Origin of the sequence: Roseibium sp. (genome assembly GCF_965216085.1) — a bacterium.
In the GTDB taxonomy this organism is placed as follows: Bacteria; Pseudomonadota; Alphaproteobacteria; order Rhizobiales; family Stappiaceae; genus Roseibium.
The window spans coordinates 3,099,846-3,114,327 of sequence record NZ_OZ244138.1; the positions used below are offsets into that span (position 1 = coordinate 3,099,846).

Sequence of the window (14,482 nt, forward strand, 5' to 3'; positions counted from 1 at the left end):
CACCCAGAACGTGCGAGGTTCGCGCCATGACCCATCTTCACAAAATAGACTTGCCATCAGAGCCACAGGAATCCGTTTATCCCGCGGTCGAAATGCCTGAAGACAACGGATCAAATCACATGTCAAACCGCAGCAGCGACTACACTTTGGGTGAACGCATTTGTAAGGCACGCGATATTGCTGGTCTTTCGACTGCTCAGCTCGCCCGGCGCCTCGGCATCAAAACTGCAACAATGCATAGCTGGGAAAGCGACCGGTCCGAGCCACGCTCCAACAAGTTGATCCTGCTCGCCGGTATCTTGAACGTCAGCCCAACCTGGCTGCTCGTTGGACGCGGCTCTCCGCCCGTTGCAGAAGATGCAGCTGCTGATATCGACAGCATGCGCGTTGCCCTCGATCGGATCCAGAAACAAGCACAAGCGCTTGCCGACGAGATTTCCGTCCTTCAAAGCCGTCTCGGCGGAAGCTAATCCAGCCTTCTGCTCCCGATATTTACGGTCTACCGCCCAGCCAGGCGCATCAAGTCTTCTTAAATTGCGCCGGCGGGCAAAGCTGCTTTCCCGTGCCTTTTCCTCAGGAAGAGAGCCGCCGGTTACCAGGCGGCTACGCGCAATCTGATATTGCTGTTTCAATAAACGACAGCGCATGCCCTCAGAAATCTTGTCCTTATGCAGCAGGGCATTTGTAGGTTTCATATAAAAGCCCCCGGACATTGATTTTTCACGTGCGAATGGCCTTGCCAGACCCTTAGGCGAGCGCCTATCACATTGGCACTTAAGACCGGCACGCATCCGGATCCCGCCTCTTTAGCCACGGAGTTCTCCATGTCCCTCAACCCAGCGCTTTTGAAACAGCAGGTCTACATCGACGGTTCCTGGCAGGATGCCGACAGCGGCAAAACACTGGATGTTACCAATCCGGCGACCGGCGAAACCATCGGCACCATTCCGTTTTGCGGGCGGGAGGAGACAAACCGGGCAATTGCCGCGGCTTATAAAGCCATGCCGGCCTGGAAAGCCATGACGGCTGAAGCGCGCGCCACCGTCATGCACAAGCTGTGCGATGAGATCATGGCCGTGATCGACGATCTCGCGGTGCTCCTGACCACAGAGATGGGCAAGCCGCTCGCAGAAGCCAAAGGCGAGATTGCGCTTGGCGTCAAATACATCCGCTTCTTTGCCGAAGAAGGCAAACGCATTTACGGCGACACCATCCCCTCCCCTTGGGCCGACCGCCGCATCCTGGTGACCAAGGAACCGGTTGGTGTCGTTGGTTCGATCACGCCCTGGAACTTCCCGAATTCGATGATCGCCCGCAAGCTTGGCGCTGCCCTTGCTGCGGGCTGCACCATGGTGATGAAACCGGCTGAATTCACACCGTATTCAGCGTTGATCTACGGCATTTTGGCTGAAAAAGCCGGTGTCCCGGCCGGTGTGATCAACATCGTCACCGGTGATGCTCCGGCGATTGGCGAGGAAATGTGCGAAAACCCGCAGCTCAAAAAGATCACCTTCACCGGATCGACCCGGGTCGGCAAACTGCTTGCCGGCAATGCTGGCAAGAACATGAAGAAGATCTCCATGGAGCTTGGAGGCAATGCGCCCTTCATCGTGTTCGACGACGCGGATCTCGACAAAGCGGTTGAAGGCGCGATTGCGTCTAAATTCCGCAACTCCGGACAGACCTGCGTTTGCGCCAACCGGCTCTATGTTCAGGCGGGTGTCTATGATGCCTTTGCTGCAAAGCTGAAGGACGCCATCGCAGCCCAGTTGAAAACCGGCAACGGCCTGGAAAGTGGCAGCACGCAAGGCCCGCTGATCAACGAAGCCGCCTTGGACAAGGTTGCCGATCACGTGGCAGACGCGCTCGCCAAAGGCGGCGAACTTGTGAGCGGCGGCAAACGCAGCGATGGACCGGGCACGTTCTTTGAGCCAACCCTCATCACAGGCGCCACCGCCGACATGAAGGTGGCCAGCGAAGAAACATTTGGTCCGCTGGCGGCACTCTTCAAATTCGATACGGAGGAAGAAGCCATCGCCCGCGCCAACGACACGGAATACGGGCTTGCCTGTTACTTCTTCACCAAGGATCTCGGCCGCACGTTCCGCGTTATGGAAAACCTCCAGTACGGCCTTGTGGGCGTCAATGAGGGTGTAATCACCACCGAAGTTGCCCCCTTCGGCGGTTTCAAGGACAGCGGCATCGGCAATGAAGGCTCAAAATACGGCCTCGATGACTATCTGAACATCAAATACAGCTGCCTTGGCGGCTTGGGGATCTAAAAGCGTCGTAACTGGTCCTATAGCGGATTACGCAGAAAAAAGAGATTGAAAAGGCTGCCTACCCGGCAGCCTTTTTTGCACAGAGCGGTACCAGCGCCAACAGTGCTGCCAAACCGGCAAAGGCTAGCGTCAGTCCAATTGCATCGGCAATGAAACCGATTGCGGCCGGGCCAAGCAAAATCCCGGCATATCCGGCGGTCGCCACAACAGCAATCGCCTGACCGGATGGCATCTGCCGCTGCCGGCCGGCAAGGCTGAACAGCACAGGCACGATATTCGACGCGCCAAAGCCAATGGCCAAAAACCCGATCATTGCGATAAAGATGTTTGATCCCAAAGCCGCTAGAAGCACGCCGGCAATGGTCAATGTTCCACCCCAGAACAAGGTGTTGCGGCTGCCCACAGCCGCCACGAAACGATCGCCAAACAGGCGGCCGATCATCATCGCGACCGAAAAGACCATGAACCCGATCCCGCCTTCTGAGATTGCCACAAGACCCTTTTCGGTGATCAGCAGAGCGCTCCAATCAAGGACCGCCCCTTCGATTAGAAATGTTATTGCGGCCAGAGCTGCCAGCAAAAGGATGGCTCCAGGCGGGATCCGCTTGCGGCGGGTTGTTTCATCGGCCTGGCCTTTGCAATCCAGAAGGTTCGGTCCTGCAAACAGCAAGATGAGCAACGCAAGGCCTGCCGTCAGCAGCGCAGCAATGGGCGGTGTCAGGCCAATCGCCAGAAACAGCGTCATACCACCTGCTCCAACAAAACCGCCGACACTAAACTGAGCATGAAAACCGGACATCAGCGGCCGTTCAGAGGCGCTTTCAACCTCAACCGCGTGCGAGTTCATCGCCACTTCCAGAAGCCCTAGAAAGCCGCCGATGAGAAACACCGCGGCTATCAGCGACGGGACAGAGGCTAGCACGCCTAAAGCCGGAAAAACGACGCACAGCCCGGCCCCCCCATAAAGGATCACGTTTCTGGCGCCAAACCGTGTGCACAGCCCTCCTGCCAATGGCATGTAAACCACAGAGCCAATCCCTAGGCATAATAACAATAAACCGAGACCGGCCTCATCCAGCCCGGTGCGCAATTTGGCAAAGGGGATCAGCGGCGACCATGCGCCCATGATGAAACCGGGTACAAAAAACACCATCCGGGTGGCCAGGCGGGTTTCCGGCCGGTTGCTGGACACAGCAGCAGCGCGTGCAGTCATGACGATGTCCCTCCGGCCCGGTTTCTAGGCTCATCAGCGAATAGGAGTGTGTTTGTCCCGCTGGAATAGTTTTCGCGCTCGGCCAAAGGCACATCTGACTCCAGAACAAGATAATCCACCTGATCAAAAGCAGCGACCTTATGCGCCAGGCATGTACCCAGTTTTTCGCTGGTGACCAGTGCCGCGCATTGGGAACTGTTTTTGAGCACCGCCCGCTTTAATGCAGCCTCTTCGCCGTCATGAATGCTTAAACCGGTATTCCGGCTCAATCCGCAGGCGCCCAGGAACGCCAGGTCAAACCTGTAGAGCGACACATCAGCCACTGCCTGCACGCCGGTCGTACCGCCAATCTGAGGATTTAACAGACCGCCGAGCGCATAGACTGTGATCCCGTCCCGCTCCATCAATCGGGACAGCACGGGAACAGAATTGGTGACAACAGTCAAATCCAGATCATCCGGCAGCATGGCCGTCAGGGCGGCATTTGTGCTGCCAGCATCGAGATAAAGGCATTGGCGTTTTGTGATCAGTGGCAGGGCGGCTCTGGCCAAGGCTCGTTTTTGCCCCTGCCCGCGCTCTGCCCGTTCTGAATAAAGGCTTGGAACCGGCCGGAGCGGCATTGCCCCGCCGTAGACTTTTTCGCACAGACCCTCGGCCGCGAGTTTTCGCAGGTCTCGCCGGATGGCGTCCTCGGAAACGGAAAACTCTCGGGCAAGATCGGCTGCAAACACCGGCTCACCGCCATCCAGAGTTTTCAAGATCGCAGCGCGCCGCTGCTCGGGCAAATGAGAAACATTGGACATAAACATGCATTATCATGCACAAACATGCACATCAATATGCAAACTACCTGGATCCAAAACTCAATTTCTATGAGATTTTAGTCGGGAGTTTTTTGTAGCCACGACGATCAATTCATGGCTTGGCGACAATAGATACTCAAGCGCATTCTTTGATCATAAGGTTCAAGTCGCTGGCGCTCATGGGTTTTGCGAAGAGATACCCCTGTCCGATCCGGCACCCCAAATTGGTCAGTGTTCGGGCTTGCTCTTCCGTTTCGACACCCTCCATAACCGTTTCCATCCCGAATGCATCCGCCATATGAAGGACAGCTTCAATCAGGGCGACGTCTTTCTTGTTCTCTGAAACATTGGTTATGAACATTCGATCCAGTTTGATTTTGGAAAACGGATAGTTCGGGATGTAGCCAAGGGACGAATAGCCAGTACCAAAATCGTCCAGCGAAAAACGGCACCCCATGTCCCGAAGTTCCTCCATGCTTGACCGGAGGTCGATCGTCTCGTCGATAAAAAGGGATTCCGTTATCTCTAAGTCGAGGCGCTGCGCCGGAAACCCGCTAGTGTGCAGGGCGTCGTGAATCGTTGACACAATGTCGCCGCGGCTAAACTGGAGAGCCGAAACATTGATCGCCAACCGGATGGAGCTTCCCCAAGACGCTGCTTCGCGCATTGCCCTGTTGAGGACCCAAGTCCCCAATTCGACGATAAATCCATTCTCTTCGGAGATCGGAACAAATTCTGCAGGAGAAATCTCGCCAAGTTCGCCATGACGCCACCTAAGAAGTGCCTCAACACCAATGATGTTTCGGGTCTGCAAATCAACAAGCGGCTGATAGAACATTCGTAGTTCATCTCGAGAAATGGACTTGAAAAGCTCCATTTCCAATTCTCTCCGGCGATGCAGTTCCTCATTCATTTTTGGCTGAAAGGTTACAACCTCCACACGCTCATTTCTCCGCGCCCGCGCAAGAGCATTCCCCGACTTTTTCAGGAAATCATCAACCTCAAAGGTACCGTCATCAACGATGTAACCGGCATTCAATTGAACGGCTATTCGCGACCCTTCAATCATATAATCCTGACTAAAAACCTCGCGAATTTCTTGGACGACGCCACCATAAAATGCTGAGTTTTCACGTTCAGGAAAGGCGCCTGCAAAGACATCCGCCGTGAGGGCGCCCCAAGCATAACTCTGACCGAAATGCCGCTGCAGCCGTTGCGCAATCGCGGATCGCAACATATCGCCATAGGAATAGCCCAGAGAGGCAATAATCTGATCAAGATTGGAAATAGCGACTTGGACCATACAGAATTGGTCTCCGGAAGCTCGCATCTCTGAGACGCGCTGCGCAACCACCTCTTCGAAGCCATTGCGGTTTACCAAACCGGTGACAGGGTCATATTTGGCGAGATAAGACAGCCTTTCAGTGGCTTCCTGTTGTTCGGTAATATCCCTGCAAGTCAGGCAGGCCAAAGCTTCAGTTTCTTGTGTCTTGCCGGTCGTTCGTCCTTCAATCGCTTTTTCCGAACGGGTGACCACATATTCAATAATCCGGTGGTTACCGTCTTCATCAATCAAGCTCATTTGCTTCGGCACTGGCCGGATACCGATGGGCAAGGACAAAACCGCCACAGCTTCTTCAACTAACTCTTCAGGCAGCGCTTTTCCACCTTCCTCTCCGGCAACGTCCTTCAATCCAAAAAGGCTTCGGGCGACTTGGCTTGATGCTGTAACATTCCCTTTACGATCCAGCACAACGATTGCGTCAAAGCTATCGTCGAACACTTGTCCCAGCATCCGGATACTGTTCCGTTGCCGGATTTGATAGATCTGCGACAATAGTTTCTGCAGCCCAAGCTCCCGGAAAACAATAATGATCGCCGTTAGGAAGAGAAGAAACTGCGCGCTTGCGGTTGAGATCATAATAGGACGTTCTTGCAAGATCATATAGCTGGCAACTTCCAATGAAATCGAAGCCAGAAGCAAGATTGCGATCTTGATCCCTAGACCTTCTGCTTTGCTAAGCATGAACAGAAAGAATATGCAGAAGACTGCAACGACTGCCAGCACCTCCCCTTGAATTTGAAGGGCTCGGTCTTGCAGCAGCGTTTCGGCACCCAGTGCCTGAATGACAGCCCCTGGCAGCATGCCAAAGACTGGCGTTGGAAAAAGATCCCTTAGTTCCTGCGCGCTGGCACCGATGATGACTTTTTTGCCAAACAACTGTGTAATCGGCACGTTTCCATTCAAAACGTCTATCATGGAAACTGTTGGGATCTGATCTATCGCTATGCTGTAGTCGAGCCAAAATGAACCCAAAGCATTTCCCGAATACTCACCCAAGTACGCAGCGGCGGAAACCTCCTGGTTACCGCTCAACTCGTAGCCATAAAGATTGCGCCAGATCCTGCTGTCAGCTTCCACCGGAACCATGACGACAACCGGCCACGCAACATCTAAAAACTTGTCAATCGGTTGATTTAGGACTTCTTTGTCTGTCGCTTGAGAGCCACTTGCTGCTTGCCGAAAGGCAGCCAGGCTTACGTTACCAGCTCTTTCGATTGCATCCGCGAAAATAGAGTCTTCTGCATGACTTGAAACGGAACTGAAGTCGATATCAAAAACAATATCCGACACATCCATTTCGGTGAGCTGGTTGATCAGCCTGGCGTATGTGCTGCGCGGGACTGGCCAGACGCCGAGCTCATCGAGACTCCGGGCATCAATATCGACAAACACGATATCCCCGGATACTGGGCGATTTGAGGCCGCAAACCTCTGTTCCCAAATCGTCCGGTCAAGGGCGTCCGTGATGCCCAAAGACCGAAGGGCCAGAAGGCCAGTCAGCGTAACCAGCGCAATCAACAGAGCGCTGACCGCCCTTTTGTACCAGACCTGATTTGACCTAATGCGCATAGCGTAGCTTAGCTCTCGCCACTGGAGCCGTTGCCGTTTCCGTTGCCGCTGGAATTGCCGTTACCATTCCCGTTGTTTCCGGAATTGCCGTTGCCATTCCCATTGTTTCCGGAATTGCCGTTGCCATTCCCGTTGTTTCCGGAATTGCCGTTGCCATTCCCATTGTTACCGGAATTGCCGTTGCCATTTCCGTTATTTCCGGAATTGCCGTTGCCATTTCCGTTATTTCCGGAATTGCCGTTGCCATTCCCGTTGTTTCCGGAATTGCCGTTGCCATTCCCGTTGTTACCGGAATTGCCGTTGCCATTTCCGTTGTTACCGGAATTGCCATTTCCGTTGTTACCGGAATTGCCGTTACCATTCCCGTTGTTTCCGGAATTGCCGTTGCCATTCCCATTGTTACCGGAATTGCCATTTCCGTTGTTACCGGAATTGCCGTTACCATTCCCGTTGTTTCCGGAATTGCCGTTGCCATTCCCATTGTTACCGGAATTGCCGTTGCCGTTTCCGTTGTTACCGGAATTGCCGTTGCCATTCCCATTGTTACCGGAATTGCCGTTGCCGTTTCCGTTGTTACCGGAATTGCCGTTGCCATTCCCATTGTTACCGGAATTGCCGTTGCCGTTTCCGTTGTTACCGGAATTGCCGCTGGATTCCCCGTTCCCCGAAGACCCATTTGCGCCACCGCTGTTTCCGTTTCCGCCACCTGCACTGTTGCTGGCGCTTTGCCCCTGGTTAGTTGCGGAACCACCGGAAAAAATACCGCCGAAAAGCCCACCAGACCGATTGGTGTTGTTCGCGGGCGCCGCATTCGGTGCAGTTGGCGTATTGGGCGTGGCGAATGTCGAAGCTCTCGGCGTTCCCGGAGAGACAGCCGGCGCATTCACACCTGAGACAGACAATCCGGCTTTGTTTCCAGGAGCGCTCGTCGCTGTATGTCCGGCGCCTAATGAAGCCCGTTGACCTGTTGCGAGGTCTGAAACTTCCACCAGTCCCCGCTGAACAGAGACCCGCGCTTCGCGGGAGTTAACTGAAACCCCAAACTTAGTGCCCTTTACGACCGCTGCCAAAAACGGTGTTTCGACAGTAAAATGCGGGCGCCGCCGTTTTTGTACATCAACCGTCACTTTGCCCTTGCGCTGCAGTAGCGTCGTTTTGCCGTTCTGGCTGCGGTATTTTGAGATGGCGAACTTGGTGTTTGGACCCACCGAAATTGTTTCTGACCCACGCGCAATCAGAGCCCGTCCATTAGACCGCGTGGCCATAGTGTAGCCAGGCTCAAACACCATCCCACGCTTGACACGGAATGCCTTCACCTGCGGCGCGACAAAATAAACGACCCCGGACACGCGCTTTACAATCCACTGGGCACGCGCCTCCGCTGACCCGGCAAGAAAAACTACTAAGGAAAACACACAAACCGCCAGTATCGAGGCAGTTTTTTGACAAACGACCCTTACAAACGACTTCTTCTTAAAATTGCAAAACTTTGCAACCACCACCAAACACATCCCAAGTTACGCTGAGTGAACTTGGAGTGAATATGCATTGATAAATTTAACACTAAGTGAAAACCACTTCGCAAAACTGAAAACAAAATAAGAACACTACTACTGCGCAGGAGCGAGCAGACTGTCTTCGACCGAACGGAACACATCGACATGGTCAATGTTCATCTGCTCAATGCCGCAACGGATGGCTAGTTCAAACACCGACCGGTCGTCGCCATCATAGAAAAGCTGCGTGATCAATCCGGCCTCCCGGGCAGATTCAGCAAGGTCCACATCAAGATTATGCGCCTGAAACTCCAAAATGGCAGCCCCCTGGGCGACTGCCCGCTCGACCGATCCGACATGATCGAAGAGCACCATCAATCGGAGGTCCGGTACGCGGGCCCGGGTCTCGGCGCGAATTGCCTGATCAAACGAAAAGGTCCAGGCAGCTTCCAGCATGTCCCGGGTTTGCAGCATATCGCGTACCTCGGCCGGATCCCCTTCCTTGATTTCCGCATAAACAGCAATCCGGCCTTTGCAGGCATCCAGAAACGATGAAAACCGGGGCACCCGCTCACCAGCAAAGTCTTTCGAAAACCAGGACCCGGCATCCAGCTGATCAATCTCGGAGGACAGCATGTCCCCGAGACGCCCGGTGCCATTTGTCGTGCGGTCCACCGTCTCGTCATGATGGACATACAAAACGCCGTCGCGCGATGGTCTCACATCCAGCTCGACCACCTCCACACCATCGGCGATCGCCGCTTCAAGCGCAGCCAGGGTGTTTTCCGGGGCTTTCAAACTTGCACCACGATGGCAAACGATGGCAGCACGTTTCACGGCATTGCTCCTGAGGGTTCGAACGCACAGTTACACAGGTGTTCACGGGGAAAACGCTTCCGAAGAAGCTCAGTTTATAGCCATGCCTGAAAACCTTGATGGCATGATGACATCTGCGAAGATCAGGTTTTTCTTTAAAAAAAACAAGCAGCTATTTGCAATAGAGAGCCAACTCACCGAGGTTTCCGGCTGTTCTTTGGCAGTTTCCATCCAGGTTTTCCGCTCTTTTTGGCTCCCCGATTCGTTCGACGTCTAACAATCGAACATCAAATCACAAATTGTTCACCCAGCGAAAACAGTCAGTCAAATTGCACCACGGAAAAATCACATTAAGTGAACCATCAGCGTTCCAGACGAGCGTCTTCGACATTTTCTTGATGAGGTTCAAACATGATCCGTCTTGCGACATCCGCTTTCGCGCTTTCCCTCCTGGCCGGCACCGCCTTTGCCGAACCGGTGGCCTTCGACTTCGACAAGTCGCACTCCAACCTGTCGTTCACCTACAACCACCTGGGATATTCGACCACCGACGGCCGTTTTGGCGACTGGGATGGGACGTTGAAGATCGACAAGGAAACACCAGCGAATTCTTCAGTCGAATTCACCATCCAGATCGGCAGTCTCGACACCTTCTGGGCGGACCGTGACACCCATCTGAAAAGCCCGGACTTCTTCGATGCGGCCAAGTTCCCGGAAGCCACCTTCAAAAGCACCAAGGTCGCACAAACCGGTGAGAAACAGCTTGAGGTCACCGGCGATCTGACCCTGAAAGGCATCACCAAACCGGTCACTCTGACTGTCGATGTCACTGCCATGGGCGAACATCCAATGGCCAAGAAGGAAGCTGTTGGCTTTGCAGTCAGCACCGTTATCAAGCGCTCCGACTTTGGCATGGACATGTTCGTTCCTTATGTGGGGGATGACGTCACAATCAAGTTCCACACAGAAACGCTGACCACAACAGCAACGAACTAAACAAACACCGGGAAGTCTATCTGTAGACTTCCCGCCTGTTCCCTGAGGCAACGTCATGTACCGCAACACGCCCACCGGCTACGGCCGGATCGCCATTACGTTCCACTGGCTCATGGCTATGCTGATCCTTGGCATGCTCGGGTTTGGTCTTTATCTCGACCAGCTGCCCCAATCAGATCCGCGATTGTTTGGACTTTACCAGTTGCACAAATCGTTCGGGTTTGTGGTGCTGGCGCTCGCTGCGCTGCGCCTGATCTGGCGCCTGCTCAATCCGTCCCCGAGACTTCCGGACGGAATGCCAGTTTGGGAACGGCTCGCAGCGCATCTGGGTCATGTCGGCCTTTATGCCCTGATCTTTGCCATGCCGATCACCGGCTGGCTGATGGTTTCGGCGTCGCCCTGGGGCATACCAACCGTAATCTTCAATACGCTACCTGTGCCACATCTGCCCTATCCTGAGATGCTTGGCACCAAAGAACAGGCAGAAGGCTTTTTCAAAGCGCTGCATGCCTATGGCGCCTACCTGTTGATTGCCTTGATCCTTGTTCACATCGCCGCAGCATTAAAGCACCACTTCATCGCCCGGGACGATACTTTGAAACGCATGGTATCGACCGAACCAGCCCGCAGTTCCGATGACCTATTTTCTGAGAAAGCCGACGCATGACACTGAATTTTCGCCATTTCGCTGCAGCAGCCTTTTCTCTTCTGGCAGCCCCAACCGCGATCGCGGACGTTTGGACCGTCGACCCGGCACAGAGCACGCTGGCCTTTGAAGTTCAGCAAGGTGGCGCGGCGTTGACCGGGATCTTCGGCACTTGGTCCGCAGCCATCGACTTTGATCCAGACGCGCCGGAAAAGGCCCAGATTTCTGCAAACATCCGGCCGGCCAGCGCCACCACCGGCAATGCCCAATTCGACGGCACACTGCCAAATGCAGACTGGTTTGATGTTGCCTCCTTTCCGGAAGCCAAGTTCATCGCAAGCAATGTCGAACGAGTTGAAGGCAACAGCTATCGGGCGACTGGCACGCTCGACATCAAAGGCCTTTCCCATCCGATTATTCTGGATTTTTCGCTTGATATCGACGGAGATATCGCCAAGGCCACCGGCACTGCGACACTGAACCGGCTCGACTACAAACTTGGATCGGCTGTGGCCACCGACACCGTCGGCGACGCTGTCACCGTCACGCTGGACCTGACCGCGTCACGCTGACAATCCGTCCGACCTGGAATGCCGGTTTAACTGCGCGAGGCTGCCAGGCCGATGCCGCTGGCAACGAACAAGCCGCCAATGGTTTTTTGGACACGTGCCATGATCCGCCGCGACAGCTGCAGCGCACTTAACCGGTTTCCTAAGCAGCCGTAGATCATGGCGACCGAAAACGACACAATGGCGATCACGCCCACCATTCCGGCCAACTGGCTGCTCGCGGTTCCGGTCGGATCCAAAAACTGCGGGAAGAGCGCGGTGAAAAACACAATTGCCTTGGGATTGGCGGCAGCGACCAGAAATCCGCTCCGGAACAGGCGGAGCATCTGATCGGCCTCTGACCGGCCGGTCTGGTTGAGCTCAACTGCAGCGGCGGAACTGCGCCACATGGTAATCCCGAGATAGACCAGATAGGCGGCGCCAGCATATTTGATGACCATGAACAGGACTGCGGATTTGGCCAGAACAAGCCCAAGACCGGCGCAAGCCAAAATGGCTTGTAATACTGACGCACAGGCGTTTCCAGAAGCCGTGCCAAGCGCCCGCCTCCAGCCGAACTGTGCCCCGTGAGTAAAGGCCACCAAGGTACTCGGTCCTGGAATCAGTGAGGTCGAAAAGACGGTCACGGCAAACAAAGCCCAAAACGCAAAATCCATAAAGCCCCCGGCAGATCGGGTTCGAAACTGTTCGAACCATTGAAAACTTTGTCTTGTGCCATCTATTTCACAGACGTTAGTACAGCACAACGCCAAGCTGTTTATGACAAGGAGCTCAAAACAATGCGTCTAATGGCGCCTTGGCCTTTTTGAAACTATTGCTTATGAACACGCCACAGACCTTTGCCAGGGACCGGCTCTCCGCCCGGCCTAGCCAGATCAGGAAGGCTTTCCGTATGAACGCGCCCGTCACCCCGCCCGAATATCATCACAGCGCCCTTTTCCCGCAAGGCGAAGACACAACGCCCTATCGCAAGCTGACATCGGACTATGTGAAAACGGCTGAGTTCAACGGCGAAGACGTTTTGATGGTGGAACCCGAAGGCTTGCGCCTTCTGGCCGAAGAGGCGTTCAAGGACATCAACCACTTCCTGCGCCCAGGACATTTGGAGCAGCTACAAAAAATCCTCAACGACCCGGAAGCGACAGAAAACGACAAGTTTGTCGCCTTCGACCTTTTGAAGAACGCCAATATCGCCTCCCACGGCGTCTTGCCGATGTGCCAGGATACCGGCACGGCGATCATCATGGGCAAAAAGGGCCGCCGCGTGTGGACGTCCGGTGGAGATGAAGCCGCGCTGGGGGAAGGTGCGCGCGATGCCTATTTCAAGAAAAACCTGCGGTATTCGCAACTGGCGCCGATCTCCATGTTTGAGGAGAAAAATACCAAGAACAACATGCCGGCGCAGATCGAGCTCTATTCTGAGGGTGAAGACGCCTACAAATTCCTGTTCATGGCCAAGGGCGGCGGGTCTGCCAACAAGACCTTCCTGTTCCAGGGCACACCATCGCTGCTCACCCATGACCGCATGATCGAGTTCTTGAAGGAAAAAATCCTGACCCTCGGCACCGCCGCCTGTCCGCCGTATCACCTGGCGGTTGTCATCGGCGGCACCTCGGCAGAAATGAACCTGAAAACGGCCAAATACGCCTCTGCCCGCTATCTCGACGGTCTGCCGACCGAAGGTTCTGAAGATGGCCATGCCTTCCGCGACCTGGAGATGGAAGCCGAGATCCACAAGATGACCCAGGCGACCGGCGTCGGCGCACAATTTGGCGGCAAATACTTCTGCCACGATGTGCGGGTGATCCGCCTGCCGCGTCATGGTGCGTCCCTGCCGATCGGACTGGCCGTGTCCTGCTCCGCCGACCGCCAGGCGGTTGGAAAAATCACCAAGGACGGCATTTTCCTGGAGCAGCTGGAAATGCATCCGGAAAAATACATGCCCGAGGTGACCGACGAACACCTGGGCGGTGATGTGGTCAACATTGATCTGACCAAACCGATGCCCGAGATTTTGGGCGAACTCACCAAACACCCGATCAAGACCCGCCTATCACTCACCGGCCCGTTGATCGTTGCCCGCGACCTGGCACACTCCAAGCTGCGCGACCGCCTGGAAGCTGGAGAGCCCCTGCCCGACTACATCAAGAACCACCCGGTCTATTACGCCGGTCCTGCCAAAACCCCGGACGGCATGCCGTCGGGCTCCTTCGGCCCGACGACTGCGGGGCGGATGGATGCTTATGTCGATCAGTTCCAGGCCGCAGGCGGGTCTATGGTGATGCTCGCCAAAGGCAACCGCTCCGCGCAAGTGCGCCGTGCGTGTCAGGCCCATGGCGGCTTCTACCTCGGCTCGATCGGCGGCCCCGCCGCCCGCTTGGCGCAGGACTGCATCAAGTCGGTTGAGGTGGTCGAATTTGAAGAACTCGGCATGGAAGCCGTTTGGAAAATCGAAGTCGAAAACTTCCCCGCCTTCATCGTCGTCGACGACAAGGGGAACGATTTCTTTAAAGAGCTGAACTTGAGCTAATTTTCCGGGCTGTTGAAGAGCCCGGTCGATGGTTCAGTTCAAAACCAAGAAAGCCCGCTGGCTGCAAAGCTGGCGGTTTTTTTTGAATGCGATTTTTCATTGAATGTCATCCCCGGCTCGACCGGGGATCCAATCCACTTCTCTACTCCGGCCAGAGGTTTGGATTTTCAGGGCTAAGCCTCTTCCAAAGCAACAAAAACGCTCGGTTTGATGGATA

General features: G+C 54.9%; 13 protein-coding genes. 7 read left to right on the forward strand and 6 right to left on the reverse strand.

Translation table 11 applies throughout. The features are described from left to right. The first annotated feature begins 119 nt into the window (after positions 1-119). Positions 120-470 carry a helix-turn-helix domain-containing protein gene (locus ACOOFE_RS14570; RefSeq protein ID WP_209010734.1) on the forward strand — a complete coding sequence of 117 codons (351 nt, stop codon included), beginning with the start codon at positions 120-122 and terminating at the stop codon, positions 468-470. Positions 471-824: 354 nt separating this feature from the next. Then, on the forward strand, positions 825-2,282 hold the full coding sequence (locus ACOOFE_RS14575; protein WP_420410725.1) for an NAD-dependent succinate-semialdehyde dehydrogenase: 1,458 nt from the start codon (positions 825-827) through the stop codon (positions 2,280-2,282). Positions 2,283-2,340: 58 nt separating this feature from the next. Here ACOOFE_RS14575 and ACOOFE_RS14580 read toward each other — a convergent pair whose 3' ends face one another. The 5 genes from ACOOFE_RS14580 to ACOOFE_RS14600 form a co-directional block, all read right to left on the reverse strand. After that, the gene (locus ACOOFE_RS14580) at positions 2,341-3,495 is read right to left on the reverse strand and encodes an MFS transporter (protein ID WP_420410726.1); all 1,155 of its coding nucleotides are present in this window, start codon (positions 3,493-3,495) and stop codon (positions 2,341-2,343) included. After that, positions 3,492-4,298, reverse strand: coding sequence for a DeoR/GlpR family DNA-binding transcription regulator (locus ACOOFE_RS14585; protein WP_420410727.1), 807 nt, complete (start codon positions 4,296-4,298; stop codon positions 3,492-3,494). The genes ACOOFE_RS14580 and ACOOFE_RS14585 overlap by 4 nt, the downstream gene beginning before the upstream one ends. A gap of 136 nt (positions 4,299-4,434) precedes the next feature. Then, positions 4,435-7,212 (reverse strand): EAL domain-containing protein, encoded by a 2,778-nt coding sequence (locus ACOOFE_RS14590; RefSeq protein WP_420410728.1) that lies wholly within the window; start codon positions 7,210-7,212, stop codon positions 4,435-4,437. An 8-nt stretch (positions 7,213-7,220) separates the two neighbouring features. Further along, complete coding sequence (locus ACOOFE_RS14595; protein ID WP_420410729.1) at positions 7,221-8,627, reverse strand: FecR domain-containing protein; 1,407 nt, start codon at positions 8,625-8,627, stop codon at positions 7,221-7,223. A 195-nt stretch (positions 8,628-8,822) separates the two neighbouring features. Continuing rightward, the gene (locus tag ACOOFE_RS14600) at positions 8,823-9,545 is read right to left on the reverse strand and encodes a glycerophosphodiester phosphodiesterase family protein (protein ID WP_420410730.1); all 723 of its coding nucleotides are present in this window, start codon (positions 9,543-9,545) and stop codon (positions 8,823-8,825) included. Between ACOOFE_RS14600 and ACOOFE_RS14605 the strand changes: the two genes are divergently transcribed. The 4 genes from ACOOFE_RS14605 (at position 9,529) to ACOOFE_RS14620 (ending at position 11,738) form a co-directional block, all read left to right on the forward strand. After that, a complete protein-coding gene (locus ACOOFE_RS14605) occupies positions 9,529-9,801 on the forward strand; it encodes a hypothetical protein (protein WP_420410731.1) in 273 nt (90 codons plus the stop codon). The two genes, ACOOFE_RS14600 and ACOOFE_RS14605, sit on opposite strands and share 17 nt — an antisense overlap. A 134-nt stretch (positions 9,802-9,935) precedes the next feature. After that, complete coding sequence (locus ACOOFE_RS14610; protein ID WP_420410732.1) at positions 9,936-10,520, forward strand: YceI family protein; 585 nt, start codon at positions 9,936-9,938, stop codon at positions 10,518-10,520. Positions 10,521-10,575: 55 nt separating this feature from the next. Continuing rightward, positions 10,576-11,187, forward strand: a complete 612-nt coding sequence (locus tag ACOOFE_RS14615) for a cytochrome b (protein WP_420410733.1) — start codon at positions 10,576-10,578, stop codon at positions 11,185-11,187. After that, positions 11,184-11,738 carry a YceI family protein gene (locus tag ACOOFE_RS14620; protein ID WP_420410734.1) on the forward strand — a complete coding sequence of 185 codons (555 nt, stop codon included), beginning with the start codon at positions 11,184-11,186 and terminating at the stop codon, positions 11,736-11,738. Before ACOOFE_RS14615 ends, ACOOFE_RS14620 begins: the two co-directional genes overlap by 4 nt. Before the next feature lie 26 nt (positions 11,739-11,764). Here ACOOFE_RS14620 and ACOOFE_RS14625 read toward each other — a convergent pair whose 3' ends face one another. Further along, positions 11,765-12,391 carry a LysE family translocator gene (locus tag ACOOFE_RS14625; protein ID WP_420410735.1) on the reverse strand — a complete coding sequence of 209 codons (627 nt, stop codon included), beginning with the start codon at positions 12,389-12,391 and terminating at the stop codon, positions 11,765-11,767. Positions 12,392-12,627: 236 nt separating this feature from the next. Between ACOOFE_RS14625 and ACOOFE_RS14630 the strand changes: the two genes are divergently transcribed. Beyond that, entirely contained in the window at positions 12,628-14,265 is a 1,638-nt protein-coding gene (locus tag ACOOFE_RS14630) for a fumarate hydratase (RefSeq protein ID WP_420410736.1), read from the forward strand. Positions 14,266-14,482 lie beyond the last annotated feature (217 nt).

Excerpts from the sequence above, each read along its gene's own strand:
- ACOOFE_RS14570 (WP_209010734.1), top strand. The coding sequence starts at position 120 with ATGTCAAACCGCAGCAGCGACTACACTTTGGGTGAACGCATTTGTAAG.
- ACOOFE_RS14575 (WP_420410725.1), top strand. The coding sequence starts at position 825 with ATGTCCCTCAACCCAGCGCTTTTGAAACAGCAGGTCTACATCGACGGT.
- ACOOFE_RS14580 (WP_420410726.1), bottom strand. The coding sequence starts at position 3,495 with ATGACTGCACGCGCTGCTGCTGTGTCCAGCAACCGGCCGGAAACCCGC.
- ACOOFE_RS14585 (WP_420410727.1), bottom strand. The coding sequence starts at position 4,298 with ATGTCCAATGTTTCTCATTTGCCCGAGCAGCGGCGCGCTGCGATCTTG.
- ACOOFE_RS14590 (WP_420410728.1), bottom strand. The coding sequence starts at position 7,212 with ATGCGCATTAGGTCAAATCAGGTCTGGTACAAAAGGGCGGTCAGCGCT.
- ACOOFE_RS14605 (WP_420410731.1), top strand. The coding sequence starts at position 9,529 with ATGGCAGCACGTTTCACGGCATTGCTCCTGAGGGTTCGAACGCACAGT.
- ACOOFE_RS14610 (WP_420410732.1), top strand. The coding sequence starts at position 9,936 with ATGATCCGTCTTGCGACATCCGCTTTCGCGCTTTCCCTCCTGGCCGGC.
- ACOOFE_RS14615 (WP_420410733.1), top strand. The coding sequence starts at position 10,576 with ATGTACCGCAACACGCCCACCGGCTACGGCCGGATCGCCATTACGTTC.
- ACOOFE_RS14620 (WP_420410734.1), top strand. The coding sequence starts at position 11,184 with ATGACACTGAATTTTCGCCATTTCGCTGCAGCAGCCTTTTCTCTTCTG.
- ACOOFE_RS14625 (WP_420410735.1), bottom strand. The coding sequence starts at position 12,391 with ATGGATTTTGCGTTTTGGGCTTTGTTTGCCGTGACCGTCTTTTCGACC.
- ACOOFE_RS14630 (WP_420410736.1), top strand. The coding sequence starts at position 12,628 with ATGAACGCGCCCGTCACCCCGCCCGAATATCATCACAGCGCCCTTTTC.